The sequence below is a fragment of the Helicobacter pylori genome (genome assembly GCF_015904775.1).
GTDB classification, from domain to species: Bacteria; Campylobacterota; Campylobacteria; order Campylobacterales; family Helicobacteraceae; genus Helicobacter; species Helicobacter pylori_DM.
Window position 1 is genome coordinate 15,598 of sequence record NZ_JADZNC010000007.1, and the last position, 18,119, is coordinate 33,716.

At 38.0% G+C, this 18,119-nt stretch carries 15 protein-coding genes, 1 other RNA gene and 1 pseudogene; 4 read left to right on the top strand and 13 right to left on the bottom strand.

All coding sequences use genetic code 11. The annotated features are described in order from the left end of the window. Window positions 1-3 precede the first annotated feature (3 nt). The 4 genes from hemE to I6852_RS04870 all read right to left on the bottom strand — a co-directional run bounded on the left by hemE (window position 4) and on the right by I6852_RS04870 (window position 4,010). On the bottom strand, window positions 4-1,023 hold the full coding sequence (gene hemE / locus I6852_RS04855) for a uroporphyrinogen decarboxylase (protein ID WP_197291712.1): 1,020 nt from the start codon (window positions 1,021-1,023) through the stop codon (window positions 4-6). 68 nt (window positions 1,024-1,091) lie between these two features. Next, window positions 1,092-1,709: a hypothetical protein gene (locus I6852_RS04860; protein ID WP_197291713.1), complete on the bottom strand. Its 618-nt coding sequence runs from the start codon at window positions 1,707-1,709 to the stop codon at window positions 1,092-1,094. Then, window positions 1,706-2,362, bottom strand: a complete 657-nt coding sequence (locus tag I6852_RS04865) for a 3-methyladenine DNA glycosylase (RefSeq protein WP_000887173.1) — start codon at window positions 2,360-2,362, stop codon at window positions 1,706-1,708. The genes I6852_RS04860 and I6852_RS04865 overlap by 4 nt, the downstream gene beginning before the upstream one ends. Window positions 2,363-2,477: 115 nt before the next feature. Further along, entirely contained in the window at window positions 2,478-4,010 is a 1,533-nt protein-coding gene (locus I6852_RS04870) for a flagellin A (protein WP_197291714.1), read from the bottom strand. 175 nt (window positions 4,011-4,185) lie between these two features. Between I6852_RS04870 and I6852_RS04875 the strand changes: the two are divergent. From I6852_RS04875 to pbp1a, 4 genes and pseudogenes are all read left to right on the top strand, one after another. Further along, window positions 4,186-5,954: pseudogene (locus tag I6852_RS04875) on the top strand (ATP-binding cassette domain-containing protein). Between the two features lie 71 nt (window positions 5,955-6,025). Continuing rightward, the gene (tlpD, locus tag I6852_RS04880; protein WP_197291715.1) at window positions 6,026-7,348 is read left to right on the top strand and encodes a chemotaxis chemoreceptor TlpD; all 1,323 of its coding nucleotides are present in this window, start codon (window positions 6,026-6,028) and stop codon (window positions 7,346-7,348) included. A 9-nt stretch (window positions 7,349-7,357) separates the two neighbouring features. Further along, complete coding sequence (locus I6852_RS04885; protein WP_197291716.1) at window positions 7,358-8,479, top strand: aminotransferase class I/II-fold pyridoxal phosphate-dependent enzyme; 1,122 nt, start codon at window positions 7,358-7,360, stop codon at window positions 8,477-8,479. After that, entirely contained in the window at window positions 8,480-10,465 is a 1,986-nt protein-coding gene (pbp1a, locus tag I6852_RS04890; RefSeq protein WP_197291717.1) for a penicillin-binding protein 1A, read from the top strand. Window positions 10,466-10,467: 2 nt separating this feature from the next. Here pbp1a and I6852_RS04895 read toward each other — a convergent pair whose 3' ends face one another. The 9 genes from I6852_RS04895 to I6852_RS04935 all read right to left on the bottom strand — a co-directional run bounded on the left by I6852_RS04895 (window position 10,468) and on the right by I6852_RS04935 (window position 18,050). After that, on the bottom strand, window positions 10,468-10,986 hold the full coding sequence (locus I6852_RS04895; RefSeq protein ID WP_231626134.1) for a tumor necrosis factor alpha-inducing protein: 519 nt from the start codon (window positions 10,984-10,986) through the stop codon (window positions 10,468-10,470). A gap of 185 nt (window positions 10,987-11,171) precedes the next feature. Further along, window positions 11,172-11,487: RNase P RNA component class A (gene rnpB, locus I6852_RS04900), an RNA gene on the bottom strand. 35 nt (window positions 11,488-11,522) lie between these two features. Next, a complete protein-coding gene (locus I6852_RS04905) occupies window positions 11,523-12,995 on the bottom strand; it encodes a disulfide bond formation protein B (protein WP_197291719.1) in 1,473 nt (490 codons plus the stop codon). Window positions 12,996-13,004: 9 nt separating this feature from the next. Then, window positions 13,005-13,169 (bottom strand): hypothetical protein, encoded by a 165-nt coding sequence (locus I6852_RS04910; RefSeq protein ID WP_000394803.1) that lies wholly within the window; start codon window positions 13,167-13,169, stop codon window positions 13,005-13,007. Between the two features lie 147 nt (window positions 13,170-13,316). Then, window positions 13,317-15,092, bottom strand: coding sequence for an HAD-IA family hydrolase (locus I6852_RS04915; protein WP_197291720.1), 1,776 nt, complete (start codon window positions 15,090-15,092; stop codon window positions 13,317-13,319). 112 nt (window positions 15,093-15,204) lie between these two features. Further along, window positions 15,205-15,759, bottom strand: coding sequence for a 2-oxoacid:acceptor oxidoreductase family protein (locus I6852_RS04920; protein WP_000388017.1), 555 nt, complete (start codon window positions 15,757-15,759; stop codon window positions 15,205-15,207). Beyond that, window positions 15,759-16,580 carry a 2-oxoglutarate ferredoxin oxidoreductase subunit beta gene (locus I6852_RS04925; protein WP_197291721.1) on the bottom strand — a complete coding sequence of 274 codons (822 nt, stop codon included), beginning with the start codon at window positions 16,578-16,580 and terminating at the stop codon, window positions 15,759-15,761. The genes I6852_RS04920 and I6852_RS04925 overlap by 1 nt, the downstream gene beginning before the upstream one ends. A gap of 1 nt (window position 16,581) precedes the next feature. Further along, a complete protein-coding gene (locus I6852_RS04930; protein WP_197291722.1) occupies window positions 16,582-17,709 on the bottom strand; it encodes a 2-oxoglutarate synthase subunit alpha in 1,128 nt (375 codons plus the stop codon). Further along, a complete protein-coding gene (locus tag I6852_RS04935; protein ID WP_001096895.1) occupies window positions 17,709-18,050 on the bottom strand; it encodes a 4Fe-4S dicluster domain-containing protein in 342 nt (113 codons plus the stop codon). Before I6852_RS04935 ends, I6852_RS04930 begins: the two co-directional genes overlap by 1 nt. Window positions 18,051-18,119: the final 69 nt, after the last annotated feature.

Below are 18,119 nucleotides of genomic sequence, written 5' to 3' on the forward strand. Positions count from 1 at the left end.
CCCCTATCGTCTGGTTTTGGCATGCACTAATTGCACTAAATATTTGGCGTTTTCTCTGGGCAAATCCGGCAACATCCCATGCCCTAAATTAAAAATATGCCCTTGATTGCCCATGACTTTTAGAATCTTTTCAACCCCTTCTTCTAAAGCGTTTTTATCATAAAGGCGGGTGGGTTCTAAATTCCCTTGCAAAACATACTTATCGCCTAAAATCTTTTTTGCCACCTCTAAAGGCGTGCCCCAATCCACGCCAAACACATCAAATTCCCCGTCTATGCTATCCAAATAAGCGCCAATCCCTTTAGGGAAAAGGATAACCGGGATATGCGTATAGCGTTTTTTAAGCTCTTTAGAGATTTTTTTCAAATAATCCCAACTGAATTTCAAATACGCTTCTTTTTCTAAAGCGCTAGCCCATGAGTCAAAGATCATCACCGCATTGACCCCTGCTTGGATTTGAAGGCTCAAATACTCTATCAATTCAAGGCTTAATTTTTCTAAAAGCGCTTTTAAAACTTCAGGCTCGCTATAGAGCATTTTCTTGCTTTTAGCATACGATTTGCTCCCTTCGCCTTCTATCATGTAAGTCGCTAAAGTCCAAGGCGATCCGCAAAAACCGATTAACGCTTTCTCTTTAGAAAGCTTTTGGTGCGTTTGAGAAATCGTATCATAGACATAGTTTAGTTGTTTGTAAGCCCCTACTTTTAGGCTTTCTACGCTTTTTAAATCCGTAATAGTTTCTAAAAAATGCGGCCCCTTTTTGGGGATAAACTCCAAATTCAAGCCCATTTCCAAAGGCACTACTAAAATATCGCTAAACAAAATAGCCGCATCCACGCCTAAAATCTCTACTGGCTGTAAGGTAACTTCTGTGGCTAAATCGCTATTTTTACACAATTCCAAGAAGCTCCCCGCTTTTTTACGGCTCTCTTGGTATTCGCTAAGGTAACGCCCCGCTTGCCTCATCATCCAAATGGGCGTATAGGGTGTTTCTTTTCTAAAACATGCATCAATGAAAATCATCATAAATCCTTAAAAGTTTGTCTAATTATGGTTTTTATACTCTATAGTTAATTTTTAAAATGAATATTTTACCCTAAAAATCTAGTAAAATCATAAAAGATGAATGTGATACCAATAGAATAGATATTCAATCGTGGCGTGCCAAAGGCTTTAGAAAATTTGCTTTGGATAAAATAAAAAGGGATACCACCCCTTGCTTCTACACTCAAGCCAAAATTTTTAGCCGCATTGAAAAACAAGCCCACACTCCCCACCGCTGATTGGATATTGAATTGATACTTATCAATCTTAGCCCCTAAAATTTGAAGCTGATAGCCTAAGGCGATTTTAGGGATAACCCACCCCTTAAAAAGCCTCACCCCAGCCACAAACCCAGCGCTCATGAAATACGAATCGCCCATTCCTGCATCCAAATACCCCCCTAATAAAATTTTCTTCTTCAAAGTATAACCCGCTTCAAAGCCCAAAGAAGCGTCATGGTAAATTTTATCCATCAAAATAGGAGGGCGGTTTTTAGGGCGGATAGGGGATCTTTTAGTCGTTTCTGCATGCTGGTAAAGATAGCCGATTTTAAAAGAGCCAAAATATTTTTTAGTAGGCTCTAAAGGTTTAAAAAAATTCCAATCCTTTTTGGCCAGTAAAAATCCTTTTAAAAGGCTTAAAATTAAGAAAAATCTAAAAATCAAAGCTTTAATTCCAATTTTTGTTTGGAAAATTCTACAATCTTTCCATGGAATCTCGCATAAAGTTGCGCTAAAGAAATGGTGTTTTCATAAAGTGCTAAAGCGGAATTTAAATTCTCTTGAACGCCTTTTTCAAAAAAATGTTGCAATTCGTCATAATCTTCTATCTCTATGCCTAATTTTTTTAAAAAAAGATAGCTGTATTTATCCACCACCATCACTTCTTTAGCGCACACATAGCATAAAATCGCATCCGCGCTTTCTTTGCCAATGCCCTTTTGGTCTAAAAGCCACTCTCTGGTTACTTCTTGTTTAAAATTTTCAAAACTTTGAAAGTCTTTTAAAATATTCCCGCTCAAATCAATCAGTCGTTTGGCTTTTTGGTTATAAAACCCGCTAGGGCGGACACACTCTGCAAGTTTTGAAAACTCTATATAAGCGATTTTTTTAAGATTGATCTCATCATCATTTTCTAAAATGAAAGCGTTTTTTAGATTTTCTAAAGATTTCAAAACGGCTTCAAATTTAGTGTTTTGCGTCAAAACCGCTCCTAATAAAGCTTCAAATTTCAAAGCGTTAGGCCACCACCAAGCAGGGGCGTTTTTCAATAAATCCAAGCTCTTTAAAGCCTTTAAAATCTCAAAACTATCCAACACAATAACCGCCTGTAATAAAAAGGAATCAAAAAGAGTATTTTATTAAAAAAGAAGTAAAAATTAAAGCGAAAAGCCAACGCTTAAAGCGTTAGCCCCATAAACACCTTTCTTAAAACTAAGTTAAAAGCCTTAAGATATTTTGTTGAACGGTATTGGCTTGACTCATCGCATAGCTACCTGATTGTGCCAAAATATTGTTTTTATTGAAATTCGCACTCTCTTCAGCAAAATCCACATCCCTAATTTGAGATTCAGCCGCTTTAACATTCACTTGAGTGATGCTGATGTTATTCACGGTGCTAATCATTTGATTTTGCACAGAACCTAAATCAGAGCGGACTTTATCCAACATTTTCATCGCAGACTCGGCAATATCAATCACCACCATCGCGCCTCTTAAGGTTGTAACCCCAGATCCCAAGCTTTGATTGCCGCTAGCGAGCACAGCGTTATAGTTCGCGCCACTGGCTGATTTGACATTAGCGTTAAAATTCCCAGTAACATCGCGCAAATTCACCGTGGTTTCTGCCACTTGAGATTCCCCAAAACCAATCGTGCTGAAACCTAAATGCTGTGAGTCAGAAGCCGAAACCACATTGATGCTCTTAGCGTCTAATCGTGTGAGAGAAAGCCTCCCATAGTTAGTAGAACCTTTTGTTAAATCCTGACCGCCGTTAACCATCGTTAAAGCACTAGGCCCATTACTGACGCTGTCGGTTTTGATTTCAATCCCACGACCATCTATACTGCGCAAATTCAAGCGCCCTTTTTGATCCGTATAAGCTTCCACGCCGGTTTCTGAAGTAACCGCATTGATCGCTGCGACTAACCTTCCGTCTGAGTCGTTTTTCTTAATATCTGCGATATTCCCCAAATGAATCCCATTTAAGGTTAAATTACTCAAACTTCCTGACTGGACCGCCACATCGCTGGTGGTAATAACGCTCGCATAAGCCTTAACGCCTGTTCGGTTAGAATTTTTGTTAATCACTTCTGCTAACACGCCAATCCCTGTGCCTGCTGAACTAGAAACTTTTACGCTCTCTAAAGTTACATCATTCACGCCATCCACTTGTTTAAAAGTCAAGCTAATATCCCCAGAAGCCGTGATTAACGCGCCTGTAGCGATACGAACCTGACCGATTTTATCGGAAGTGGTAGAGCCGATAGAAGCCTTAATGCTTTGGTTAGAATAAGCCCCTACTTGGAATTCTTTGTTAGTGAATTGACCAGACAACAACGCTTGCCCATTATAAGTAGTCGTATTACCGATGTTGTCTAAACCTTGAATCAAACGAACGATGTCAGATTGAATCGCTTTACGAGATTCAGTAGTTTGCCCATCTTGAGCCGCTTGAGTCGCTTTAACCTTAACGGTGTCTAAGATTTTTAACTGCTCATCCATAGCCTTATCTGCAACCTGGATAATCCCCATGCCGTCATTCGTGTTGGCAATCGCTTGACCCAAACTGCTCGCTTGCGAACGCAAAGAATCCGCTACCGTCATGCCTGATGCGTCATCAGCCGCTTTATTAATCCTTAAACCTGAACTCAATCTCTCCAATGAAGTTTTAAGCGCGTTTTGAGTGAGTGCGGATTGCACATGCGCATTCATCGCATTGATATTTGTATTGACCTGAAAAGCCATTGTTGTAACTCCTTGTTATAAAAAACCCAAAGGCATCCTTGCTTTTGGTTGAAACTATTATCGGTTAAAGTTTGAAATTTTAAAGGGCTTTATTTTAAAAGCGAAATTTAAAGAGGCGCAAAATTGAGATATAATAGAGGAAATTTACACCCAATCTTATTGAATGCAAACACCAATGGATACCATAAAAAGCATTCCATTAAGGACTTTTGTTTTACTCTATAAAAGCTCACCAAAATGTGTTGTGTTGGCATCAATTACAGTGCTATTGATTGGTATTCTCCCATCAATAAATATTCTTGTTACAATAAGATTGATTGATATTGTGGTAGACCTATTGCAAAATCATACGCATTTTGAATACAGCTTGCTGTTACCAACTTTGCTACTATGGGAGCCTTGCTGTTTTTAACGCATGTGTTCTCAGGAATTTCATCAAGCTTGCAAACCATTATTGCTGAACAATTTTCTATAAACATCATCACTCAGCTTGCTAATAAACTCACAAAAGTTAAAAATCTAAATTTTTTTGAAAACAAAGATCACACTATTAAGCTTAACGCTATCCATAACGGTCTATACATCCGTCCCCTAAATTATGTCAGTAATCTATTTTTTAACTTGCAACGCATTATAGGGCTTGTGAGTCTGTTTGGGATATTATTTTCCATTAGTATTTATCTACCCTTTATAATGATTTTTGCAACAGTGCCTTGTATTTTCATCTCCAATCATATAGCAAAAAAACATAGCGCTTCCATAGATAAGCTTCAAGACCAAAAAGAAAGCATGCAAAATTACCTATACTCTGGACTAGATAACCAAAAGAACAAGGACAACCTATTATTTAACTTCATGCTAAATTTTCATCATAAATTTATTGAAAACAAAGAATTATATATCAATCATTTTGTGAAAATCGCCCAAAAAAACTTAATATTTACCATATATGCTGATGTTTTAATCACCACTCTAAGTATTGCACTATTTTTTCTAATGGTTTTTATTATCCTTTCAAAATTAATTGGTGTGGGAGCAATTGCTGGGTATATCCAAGCATTTAGCTCTACCCAACAGCAACTACAAGATTTATCATTTTATGGAAAGTGGTTTTTTGCTATCAATAAATACTTTGAAAATTATTTCTGTATTTTAGATTACAAAATACCGAAACCAGAAACACAAATCAAATTAGAAGAAAAAATCCATAGCATTACATTTGAAAATATTAGTTTCTCTTATCCTAATTCAAAACTTATTTTTGAAAACTTTAATCTCTCTTTACACTCTAATAAAATTTATGCATTAGTCGGCAAGAATGCTAGCGGAAAAACCACGCTGATTAAATTATTGCTAGGGTTTTATACCCCAAATTCAGGTCAAATTATTATCAATAACAAATACTCATTACAAGATTTAGAGCTAAACAGCTACCATCAACAAATGAGCGCTATATTCCAAGATTTTTCTCTTTATGCTGGGTATAGCATTAATGATAATCTTTTCATGCAAAACAATATCACTAAAGAGCAATTAAAGCAAAAGAGAGAAATGCTAAAATCTTTTGATGAGAATTTTCAAAATTGTCTTAATGATTACAGCAACGCATTATTTGGAACACAGTATAATGGGATAGATTTTTCTCTGGGTCAAAAGCAACGCATAGCCACTATAAGAGCCTTTTTAAAACCAAGTCATTGTGTTGTTTTAGATGAGCCAAGCAGTACTATTGACCCCATTATAGAAAAAGAGTTTTTGGATTTTATTTTTAAAAAATCGCAATCTAAGATGGCTTTAATTATTACACACCGCATGAATAGTGTCAAGCAAGCTGATGAAATTATCGTTTTAGATCAAGGCAAACTAATAGAACAGGGCAACTTTGAAACCCTTATAAAGAAACAGGGCTTATTTTACGAATTGTTTTTGAAACAACAATACTAACGAGCGGTTAAAATGTTTGGTAATTTTGGGTATAATCTCAAAAGATTCAAATTTAAATAAGGAATGCCACCATGTTTGGGAATAAGCAGTTACAGCTTCAAATCAGTCAAAAAGATTCTGAGATTGCGGAGTTAAAAAAAGAAGTCAATCTCTATCAAAGCCTTTTAAATTTGTGCTTGCATGAAGGTTTTGTAGGTATTAAAAACAATAAAGTCGTTTTTAAGAGTGGGAATCTTGCAAGCTTAAACAATTTAGAAGAACAAAGCGTTCATTTTAAAGAAAACGCAGAGAGCGTTAATTTACAAGGCGTTTCTTATTCTTTAAAAAGCCAAAATATTGATGGCGTGCAGTATTATTCGTTGGCTAAAAAAACAGGGGGTGTGGGGGAATACCATAAAAGCGATTTGTTTAAAACTTTTTGCGCGAGCTTAAAAGAGGGCTTAGAGAACGCGCAAGAAAGCATGCAGTATTTCCATCAAGAAACAGGCTTGCTCTTAAATGCGGCTAAAAATGGCGAAGAGCATTCTAATGAAGGGTTAATAACCGTTAATAAAACGGGTCAAGACATTGAATCGCTTTATGAAAAGATGCAAAACGCCACTTCGTTAGCGGACTCCCTCAACCAACGGAGCAATGAAATCACTCAAGTCATTTCTTTGATTGATGATATTGCAGAACAAACCAATCTCTTAGCCCTAAACGCCGCTATTGAGGCCGCACGAGCGGGCGAGCATGGGAGAGGGTTTGCGGTGGTGGCTGATGAGGTGAGAAAGCTCGCTGAAAAAACCCAAAAAGCCACTAAAGAAATCGCTGTCGTCGTTAAAAGCATGCAACAAGAAGCCAACGATATTCAAACCAACACCCACGATATTAATTCTATTGTAGGCTCTATTAAGGGTGATGTAGAAGAGCTTAAATCCACCGTAAAAAATAACATGATTGTCGCGCAAGCCGCAAAATACACCATCTACAATATCAATAACCGGGTGTTTTGCGGTCTAGCCAAACTCGATCATGTGGTCTTTAAAAACAATCTTTATGGCATGATTTTTGGTCTCAACTCCTTTGATATTACTAGCCATAAGAGTTGCCGCTTAGGCAAATGGTATTATGAGGGCGCGGGCAAAGAGAATTTTTCCAACACTTCAGGCTATAGAGCTTTAGAAAGCCACCATGCAAGCGTGCATGCTGAAGCTAATGATTTGGTTAAAGCCGTTCAAGAAGACCACATTACCGATTCAAAATACCTAGAGCATAAAGTGCATTTAATGGAAGATAGCGCTAAACATGTCAAAGAAAATATTGATAAGATGTTTTACGAAAAACAAGATGAACTTAATAAAATCATTGAAAAATTGAAAAAATTCAAAAAGGCGAATGATTCCATTCAATGAAGTGTTTTGATGTTTTCTAAATCTTTAGAAGCCCTACGCCATGCCAAACGCTACCGCAAAAGAGAGTTGTTTGACCCTTCATTAAAGGATTATGCTTCTAATGATTATTTGGGTTTGAGCGTTAAAAAAGATTTGCTTCAAAACGCTTTTGATAAGCTCCAATCCTTTGGTGCTCATTCCCCCAAGGCTTCCATGCTAGTGAATGGCTACCACCCTTTGCATGCAGAATTAGAAGAGCGATTAGCAAATTTGTTGGGGTTTGAAAGCGCTCTTTTAGTGGGGAGTGGTTTTTTGGGCAATCTGGCTTTAATAGACACCCTTTTAGTCAAAAACGCCCTCTTATTCATGGACGAACACTACCATGCAAGCGGGATTTTTAGCACGAAAGCGAAGTCTAATCAAGTGGTTTTTTTCTCGCACAATGACGCTAAAGATTTACAACAAAAACTCTTTAACGCTCCTAAAAATAAGCTCAAATTCATAGCCATTGAGGGGGTTTATTCTATGGATGCGAGCGTCGCTCCTTATGATTTTTATGCAATCACTCAAGAGATCCCTAACGCTTTTTTAATCGTTGATGAAGCCCATAGTTTTGGGACTATTGGTGAGAATTTATTGGGTTTTTTAGAATATTATCGCATCAAAGAAAAAGACAAAATCATTAAACTCAGCACTTTCTCTAAAGCGCTTGCGAGCTATGGGGCGTGTATTTTAGCCCCCTTACAAATCATAGAGTTTTTAACTAATCGCGCTAAAAGCGTGATTTACACCACCGCTTTAAGCCTGTTAGACACCGCTTTAACTTTAGCCCATTTAGAATACTTTATCGTGCAAAAACAAGAATTAAAAAATGAGCTTAGCAAACACCAACAGATTATTTTTGAAACTTTAGGTATTAGAACGCTCGCAGGATTTTTTACTCTAGAATTTGAAAGCAATCTTGCTCTTTTAAACGCTCATCATTTTTTGAAAGAAAAGGGGTTTTTAGTGGGAGCTATCCGCCCCCCCACGGTTTCTAAACCCCTTTTACGAGTCTCTTTATCCCTTAAAAACAGCTTACAAGACACTAAAGAGCTTGCGAACACCCTTTTAAATTATTCTAAAATACAATCTTCTTTTAAGAGTGATTAAATGCTAAAAAAGATTTTTTATGGTTTTGTCGTTTTATTTTTGATTATCGTAGGGTTGTTAGCCATTCTTATCGCTCAAGTTTGGGTAACTACAGATAAGGATATTGCTAAAATTAAAGATTATCGCCCGGGCGTCGCTTCACAGATTTTAGACAGAAAAGGGCGTTTGATCGCTAATATTTATGATAAGGAATTTCGTTTTTATGCGCGTTTTGAAGAAATCCCCCCACGATTTATTGAAAGCCTTTTAGCGGTAGAAGACACTCTCTTTTTTGAGCATGGGGGGATCAATTTAGACGCTATCATGCGCGCTATGATTAAAAACGCTAAAAGCGGTCGTTACACCGAGGGGGGTAGCACCCTAACCCAACAACTCGTTAAAAACATGGTGCTCACACGAGAAAAAACCCTAACCAGAAAACTCAAAGAAGCTATCATTTCCATACGCATTGAAAAAGTCTTAAGCAAAGAAGAAATTTTAGAGCGCTATTTGAACCAAACTTTTTTTGGGCATGGGTATTATGGCGTCAAAACCGCAAGTTTAGGGTATTTTAAAAAACCCCTTGACAAACTCACGCTTAAAGAAATCACCATGTTAGTCGCCCTGCCTAGGGCTCCAAGTTTTTATGACCCTACCAAAAATTTAGAATTTTCACTCTCTAGGGCTAATGATATTTTAAGGCGGTTGTATTCTTTAGGCTGGATTTCTTCTAACGAGCTCAAATCCGCTCTCAATGAAGTGCCAATCGTCTATAACCAAACTTCCACGCAAAATATCGCTCCCTATGTCGTGGATGAAGTGTTGAAGCAATTGGATCAATTAGACGGGCTAAAAACTCAAGGCTATACCATAAAGCTCACGATAGATTTGGATTACCAACGCTTAGCGTTAGAGTCTTTGCGTTTTGGGCATCAAAAAATCTTAGAAAAAATCGCTAAAGAAAAGCCAAAAACTAACGCATCTAATGATGAAGATGAAGACAATTTAAACGCTAGCATGATAGTTACAGAAACGAGCACCGGTAAGATTTTAGCTTTAGTGGGGGGGATTGATTATAAAAAAAGCGCTTTCAATCGCGCCACGCAAGCCAAACGGCAGTTTGGGAGCGCGATCAAGCCTTTTGTGTATCAAATCGCTTTTGATAATGGCTATTCCACCACTTCTAAAATCCCTGATACCGCACGAAACTTTGAAAATGGCAATTATAGTAAAAACAGTGCACAAAACCACGCATGGCACCCCAGCAATTATTCTCGCAAGTTTTTAGGGCTTGTAACCTTGCAAGAAGCCTTAAGCCATTCGTTAAATCTAGCCACGATCAATTTAAGCGATCAGCTTGGCTTTGAAAAAATTTATCAATCTTTAAGCGATATGGGGTTTAAAAACCTCCCTAAAGACTTGTCTATTGTGTTAGGGAGCTTTACTATCTCACCGATTGAAGCGGCCGAAAAGTATTCTTTATTTTCTAATTACGGCACCATGCTCAAACCCATGCTCATTGAAAGCATCACTAACCAACAAAACGAAGTTAAAACTTTCACACCTATGGAAACTAAGAAAATCACCTCCAAAGAACAAGCTTTTTTAACCCTTTCAGTGCTGATGAATGCGGTAGAAAACGGCACAGGGCGTTTGGCTCGCATTAAAGATTTAGAAATCGCCGGTAAAACCGGGACTTCTAACAACAATATTGACGCTTGGTTCATTGGCTTTACCCCCACCTTACAAAGCGTGATCTGGTTTGGGAGAGACGATAACACGCCTATTAGCAAAGGAGCGACAGGAGGCGGCGTTGTGAGTGCACCTGTGTATTCGTATTTCATGCGTAATATTTTAGCGATTGAACCTTCTTTAAAAAGAAAGTTTGATGTCCCCAAAGGCTTGCGTAAAGAAATCGTGGATAAAATCCCCTACTATTCAACCCCTAATTCCATCACCCCCACCCCCAAAAGAACAGACGATAGCGAAGAACCCTTATTATTCTAAGCCTACATGGCTATAGGGACTTTAACATCTCCGTAATTGACAGAATCTTTAAAGATTTCTTCCACTTTAGCCACAAGGATACTCACCGCTTGATTGTCTAAAGACATTTTACGCAACCCTTCGCTCAAAGCGTCCTTATCAAAACCACGCGCACGCACTAACGCAAACACTTCCTCATTGTTAGGATTGATATAAATCCCTAAACGATCCACATTCATCAAGCTATCATAAATGGGCTGTGTCATTTGGATAAACATTTCATTAGTGATCTTTTGCTTGATGCGGTTGGATTTGGAAAGGTAAGCCTCTTTGAGTTTATGCACAATATTTTGCGCCACTCTTATTGTCGCTCTTTTGGTAGCGATTTTTTCTATTTCTTCAGTTTTCTTACCATCTACAATGTGCGAGCTATCCACCCCTTGCGTGATATACTCACTGCGATTTTGCAACATCCAATAAGGCACATCTTGCAAGAAAGAATTCCTTTGTGAAGTGTTTGGGCAAGTGCAAGCCTGCAACATCAAAACACCCAATCCGCATAAAAACAATTGCTTGCTTTTTAAAAAAGATTTTTCTAACACGCTATCCCCTTTGATTTTGATTTCACAGAGTGTAACATAAATCTTTAAAATTTTAAACAATAATTAGGTAAAAAAATAAAAAAAAATAAAATGATTGAAACTTTATTAAAAAAATCAACACGCAGTTAAGCATTAGAATAAGCCGGGTTCTGTCAATGGATGGCCATTTATCTGGGAAATATTTTGCAATATTCCTCAAGCGAAGCGCGTATCAATTTAGACTTACCATGCGCTTCTTGCTACAAATTGGGTTTGCCAAAACAAGCTAAATCGCTTTAGCTCTGGTGGGCTCTTACCCCACCCTTTCACCCTTACCTTAAAAAGGCGGTTTGCTTTCTGTGGCACTTTCCCTTAGCTTGCGCTAGCCATCCGTTAGATGGAATTTTGTCTAATGTAGCCCGGACTTTCCTCTATTCTAAAATAGCGACCATCTTCTAATGCGTTAATATATTAGAAAAAAGTAGCTTTAAAAGAGTTTAAAAATTAAGGGTATAGAGAATATTTTTATCATTCTCATAGCTCACAAGGATAAGCTCATTACCCCTAAACCCACAAGCGCTGATATTTTTAATCTCTTTTGGTAAGCCATAAACTTCAAGAATCTCTTCTTTTGTGGGGTCTATGACTAAAAGCGTGTTAAATTCCTTACTGAACGCATAAAGTTGATTATCCTTTAAAGCCAGTGCGCTGATAACTAACTCGCCTAGTTTCCTTTTTTCTTTAAGTTTGGCATTGCCTAATTCCAGTAAAAACTCCCCATGCACCTGTTTGTCGCTATTGAGCATGGAGATGATAATCAAATCCTTATAACGCTTGTTAGGAGCGGTGATCAAATAAGTGAATTTAGCCCCTCTTCTTGCAACGCTAACATAATAGTTTTTCGCCCTAGAAGTTTTTAAGTGGCTGCGTTCCACTTCATCAAAAGAGTTAGCCCCCTCTAAAAAATAAGGGAAGTTTTTAAGCGCGTTAGCGTTTTTGTTAGGAGTGACTTCTACGCTCGTTTTATTATTACCCATGATCACAATGTTTTCATCTTCGTTAAAATCCGCCCCCACGAACGCCCCCACCGTCGCACTGTAATAACTATCCAACACCATATGGCTGTGAATGGTTTTCAAATCGTTACCCACAAGATAAAGGCCTTGGTTTTCTGTGGTAAGGATCGCCTTGTCTTCATTGAAACTCAAATCCGTGATCGCTCCATTCAGTTTTAAGGGAAGTTCTTCTTTTTTTCCAATCTTTAGAGTTTTTGTAATTTCTAAAGGCGAACGCTCATAATCATTATCTTTAGGCAAAGCGCTCAATTTCAAAGGCTCGCCCACATCCCTTCTGCCTAAAACGCTTCTTGGGAATTTCAAATGATCCCAATTCTCCATAGACCAGACCGATTCTTTCAAATTCCACGAAAAACGCACCGGATCGCTTTGCCCTATGTAAGGGAAAGGCCCGGTAGAAACAAACGCCTGTATCGCATTAGAACCCACCACCATAAAGAAAACATAAAAAGCGCTTTTTTGGAGCGTGTTTAACAAACGATCTTTAAAAGGTTGGGCATTAGGGGCAAAAAAGAGTAAAACCCCTAAAAGCGTTATCACGCTAAAAAAGACAAAAAGCGCCCAAAACTGCGTGTGCAAGCCCAAAATAGCGAGCGCGAATCCCTGCCCCACATCTTCTAAGGCATGGCCACCGGTATGATAAAAGCTCTCATACAGCCCGCTGCTAGCCATGAGTAGCAGCAAGGCAATGTATTTAGGTTTAAACCCAAAACGCACCACCAAAAGCGCCACCGCCCCTATTAAAATCATGTTGATGCGTTGCGCCCAGCAAAAAATACAAGGCGAATCTTTCAAAACATAGCCAAAATAAAAATTCGCCAAACCCACAGGAAAGATTAAAATCCCTAAAACCGCCAAAGAAAAAAGATTATAAAATCGGGTTTCTTTATTCATGCATCCCCCTTATAGATTCATGTTAGGCAAAACGCTAGAGCTATGGGCTATAAAAATAATAAGCTCCACTAACCACACCACAATCAAAATCCCAAACGCCCAATTTTCTTTTTCAGGCTTTTTAAACGCTATCAAAATAGCGGCTAGACTTAAAATCAGTCCTAAAAACTCCATGCCGTTCCTTAAAATTTTCGTAGGATTATACTCAAAAACGGATTATTTGATAAATAAAAAAATATCTAGTGGATAACTTTTGAGAGAATTATATTAAGGGAGAAAGCCCTATTTATCCATATTTGATTAAAAACAGAGCCAACTTTATCATTTCTTTTTTAACTTCCCATAGATTTTTTTAATTAGAGACAATATTTTAAACAATCTCTCTTGCTTGTTTGTCCTAAGACTTCTTTTTAATACGCCATAACTTTGTGAAGGTTTTAAAATACAAGACAGCAAAGAAACATCGTTACAAAACAAGGGCAGAGCGTTTTTATGCGTCGCGTCTGGAAGAAAATAAATTTGTTTGAATTGCTCTTGATCTTGAATACTAGGATTGTCAATAAAGAAATTCACCCATTCTATCACATCATGAATGTCTAAAGAAATTTGACTTTCTTTAAAATATGAAGCATATCCAACAGCCCCTTCTACTATTTTTTCATAAGCTTTAGAGCGGTATTTTTCACAAGATGAAACGTCTTTTTGATAAATTGGAACGCCATTTTCTACATTTAAAATAGGGTATTCAAGGCTTGTTAGCAAAAACTCCATAAAATCCCAATTATGAAAATAAACGGGTTTAGGGTGTGAAAAAGGTAAGAAACTCACGCAATCATAATTTAAAATTCTTAGGAGATCCACATAGCACCCAAAAACTTCTTTGTTTAAAGCTTTTTGGATTAACCCTTGCGAAGAATAGCCTAAAGTAATCGTATCTACAATAGCGATATTTCCTTCTAAATTTGATGAAAACAAGTATTCTCTGTAATTATTTAAACATTTTAACGCTAAATGGCGGCAATGTTCAAAATTGCTATAGAGATATACATACGCCTGTTGGTTGGTGGTGATTTGTTTCTTTTTAATTTCTTCTTCGCCTTCTAAAATACGCAAAATTTCCAAACTCTCGCCCTCTACGACTTCTAAAAATACCGCTTTTTTTAAAATTCTGGGAGCATAGACATAAGTAGTTTTATATGAATTTGGATATAAAATATTAAAAATTTTTTGCAATAAATAACCATCTCGTGCAACAAACACTAAAGTATCAATATTTCTTTTATGAATCTCTTTATAGATAAACTGGCAATAAGCAACGGCTACAATTCCTGCTTGCATCGCTCCCAAAAGAAACCAATAATCAAATTTTTCATGTTTTTGAATATAATTTTTATGAAAAACGCATAAAGATCCTAAAATAAAACTTTGCGCAACACTGGTTGGACTAAATGTTTTGTATTTAGGAAAAATTTCTTCAAATTGCTTCAATACGCTTTTTCTAAATAGTGTTGCTATGCCTAAACTTTTAGGCATAGTGCCATCTGCCCAAGAATTATCACCGATATGCAACATTTGCGTGTGAGTAATATTTTCTTGTTTTAAAACATGTTTAAACAAATCCTTTGAATGTTTAGTAAGCATTATATGGTTACTAAGATAGAAATTTGTATAACCATCAAAACCCTTAGAAATTAAAATATCTTCAAGGACTTCTAAAGGTAAATACATATCTGATACAATAATCACTCTTTTATTGTTCTCTTTAGCGAAACGATAGAGTTCTAACATCTCTAAGTTTGGAACAAGCATCTCTTTTTCAGTGGCAATTTCTACTCCCTTATATGAATGAAACTCTTTTGGGATTTGATGATAAATTTCATCTAGAGTGATGTCTTGTTCTTTGCTTAATTTTCTAGATTGCATTTCTGCCAGGATTCTTGCTTGATGAAAACCTTTAATATTATATTTAGTCTCAATATACCAAAATAAATCTGTGGGTTTAATGAAAGGTCTTAGAAGAAGGGTATCAAAAATATCAAAAGAAATCACATCATATTTTAAAATCTCACTTTTTGCCCCATCCAAAAATTTGCGCATACAAGAATCCTTTGTAAAATTTGAGCATTATATCATTTTTTTTTTTTTTTCAAAAATACAAAAAAAGGGGAAAAGCTATAGCTAAAGAAAAATAAGATAAGGAGTTACCCCCTTATTTTTTCAAAGCTTCTAAAGCATGTTTTTTGCCAATTTCAAAGGCTTTTTTGTTGGTATCAGCGACTTTTGCAGGGACTTTTTTAAGCATGGTGTCTAGCACGATATTTTCTTCTACGCATTTGGTAAGCTCCACGGTAATGGCTAACGCTACCACAGATTGCGTGATAATGTTACCCACTTCATCTTTAGCGATACTAATGATAGGGATTTTATAAAGCTGATACTTTTCTTCATCTTCTTTAGTGGGGGTTACTAGATTGGGATCAATGACAACGATACCGCCTTTTTTAATATCGCTTTTAAACTGGTTGTAGCTGATTTGAGCGACTGAAAGCATGAAATCAATCTCGCCCTCTTTAGCATAAGGGAAAATAATTTCATCTTTATCTAGCAAAATATCCACTTTAGTGGGCCCTCCACGCACTTGCGAAGTGTAGGTGGAAGTCTTAGTGCCATAGCCCCCACTCACAATCTTAGCCTCAGCTAAAATCTCTCCCGCTAACAGCACGCCTTGCCCTCCAACGCCCGTAAATCGTAATTGCGCTTCCATTATTGTTTTCCTTGTGCTTTTTCAATGATTTCTTGATACGCTTCGCAATATTCTTTCCTGTCCGTGTCATGCTTTAAAACGCCTGTAGGGAATTTATCCACCCTTTCTTCAGGACTCATGGCTTCAAATTGGCGTTTGCTCACTAACCGGCCTTCCATCCATTTTAGCATTTGAGACGCTTCGCCCATTTTATTCTTGCGCCCTAAATTGATATGGCAATTGCTATGGACATCAAAGAAGCTAAAACCCTTGTGCGAGAAACCTTCTTTAAGCACTTTTTCTAATTTTTGAGGGTCTAAAACGCTCTCTCTAGCGACAAAACTCGCCCCGGCAGCGGTGGTTAAAGCGCATGGGTCAAATTGGTTATCAATATTCCCCCATTGAGCCGTAACCGTCCACATGCCATTAGGCGTGGTGGGCGAAGTTTGGGAGTTAGTCAAACCATAAATGAAATTATTCACTAAAATAAAATTCAAATCAATGTTTCTTCTGCACGCATGCATGGTGTGATTGCCTCCAATCGCAAAGCCATCGCCATCGCCAGAAACCACGATCACATGCTTACTAGGGTTAGCCATTTTAATCCCTGTCGCATACGCTACAGCCCTGCCATGCGTGGTGTGAACGGTGTTGCAATTCACATACGAACTCATGCGCCCGCTGCAACCAATCCCGCTCACCAAGCACACATCATCCATTTTCCAACCTAAAGCGTCAATCGTGCGGATAATGGATTTCAAAATCACGCCATCGCCACAGCCCCAACACCACAAAGTGGGTATTTTATCCACACGCAAATATTCATCATAATTAAACGCCATTTTAAAGCTCCTTCAACTTTGTGATGATTTGTTTGGGCGAAATCGTGCGCCCATTGGCTTGCCCAAAGAAATGTACTTTCCTTTGCATAACCCTTTCAATTTCTTCTAAATACTGCCCTTTATTCAATTCAATCACAAGGATTTTTTCGTATTTGTCCCCTATTTCTTTCAAGCGTTTAGCCGGGCTTGGCCATAAGGTTTTAGGCCTAAAAAAGCCGACTTTTTGCTTACTTTCTTTATTGTAATCTTTCAAAGCCTCTTTAACCGCTAGAGAAACCGAACCATAAGCGATAATAACGATTTCAGCGCTCTCTAAATCCATTTCCTCATTTTCATTGATAATGTCTTGCTTGGATTCAATCTTATTAAATAATCTGTCAATCAAATCCCCACCGATTTTAGCGTCTTCAGTAGGAAAGCCAATAGGCCCATGGTGCAAGCCTGAAACATGGTAGCGATAACCTTTAAAGAAAGGGTTTAAAACAGCCGGCTCATCTTGTGCGACTCCATAAGGCTTGTAGTCTTTTTTATCGCCTACAAATTCCTTACGATTAATGATCATCTTTTGCACTTCTTCTAAATCTGGGATTTGCACCTTGCCATACATATGCCCCACGGTTTCATCCATGAGCAAGAATACAGGAGTCATGAGCATTTCAGCCAAATTGAACGCACGAACGGTCTCTGTGTAAGCTTCTTCCAAATTGGCAGGAGCGAGCGCGACGGCTTTAAAATCCCCATGTATGGGGTGTCTTAAGAAATTCACATCGCCTTGAGCCACACGAGTGGGCATTCCGGTTGATGGGCCTGAACGCATCACATCAGCGATCACTAAAGGGATTTCCGCCATGAAAGAATAACCGATTTGCTCCACTTTCAATGAAATACCAGGCCCAGAGCTCGCTGTCATAGACTTCGTCCCGCTCATGCTCGCTCCTAAAGACACGCTAATCCCGCTGATTTCATCTTCCATTTGGATAAAATGGCCGCCGCATTTGGGTAAAGCCACGCTCATCGCATGCATAATATCCGAACTTGGCGTGATAGGATAGCCCCCAAAAAACCGACACCCCACTTCAATCGCCGCTTTAGCGACTAATTCATTCCCATCAGAAATAATCTCACGCATTACTTGCCTCTCCCTTCTAAAATAGTCTCTTCTAAGAGCATGTATTTATTGGCCTTAACCTTTTCGCTTCTTTCTTGGGCTTCTTTAGAAACTTTAGCGAATTTGAAATCCTTCCTGTCAGCCACATAAATCGCAAAATCCGGGCAGTGCAACTCGCATTGCACGCAACCGATACAGCTCTCTGGGTAGGCTACTTTAGCCACTTTTCCAAGCACCCTTTCTTTTTCAATCCCCATGCCAAGAACCCCAGCAGGGCATACCGATACACAAATATCACAACCCTTACACCTGTCTTCATTCACCCAAACGGCAACCCCATCTGGAGCGCTCATTTTAGCCATTCATTCTCCTTTGTGCTAAAAGCTGCATTCTAAAGCCCTAGCAATCAAAATTTGCCTAAAATTGTAGCA